The organism is Mesorhizobium sp. M2E.F.Ca.ET.209.01.1.1 (genome assembly GCF_004010375.2).
Lineage (GTDB): Bacteria > Pseudomonadota > Alphaproteobacteria > Rhizobiales > Rhizobiaceae > Mesorhizobium.
Map to the genome: position 1 here is coordinate 1 of NZ_SADP02000542.1, position 352 is coordinate 352.

General features: G+C 67.6%; 1 protein-coding gene. It reads left to right on the forward strand.

What is annotated here, in order from left to right:
* Positions 1-217 (forward strand): alpha/beta hydrolase (locus tag EN852_RS36835; protein WP_135879761.1); only part of this gene is annotated, 217 nt, incomplete at its 5' end.
* Positions 218-352 lie beyond the last annotated feature (135 nt).

The window sequence follows — 352 nt, forward strand, 5'->3', positions numbered from 1 at the left end:
GACCGACCTGGCAGCCGAGGCACGGGCGGTGCGGGTCCGGACGCTGATCATCGCCGGTGCCCGCGACCCGCTTTTCGGCGAGGCGCACCAGCAGGCTTTGGCCGAGGCGCTGACCGGATCCCGTCTCGTGTGGGCGCAAAATTGCGGTCACAATCCGCACTGGGAGGACCCGGCCTTTGTCGCCTCGGCGATCGCGGAAATGTTGACCGGCCGCTGATCATCTCAACAGCGATCGGGCCGTGGGCACCAGCCGCAACGTCTCTGCCGGCTTTGTGCTGACGGCTTGCATGCTCTGGATGAGCGCCCGCCACGCCGACGAAGCAGCGAGGCTATGGTTGGCATGGGCATCGGC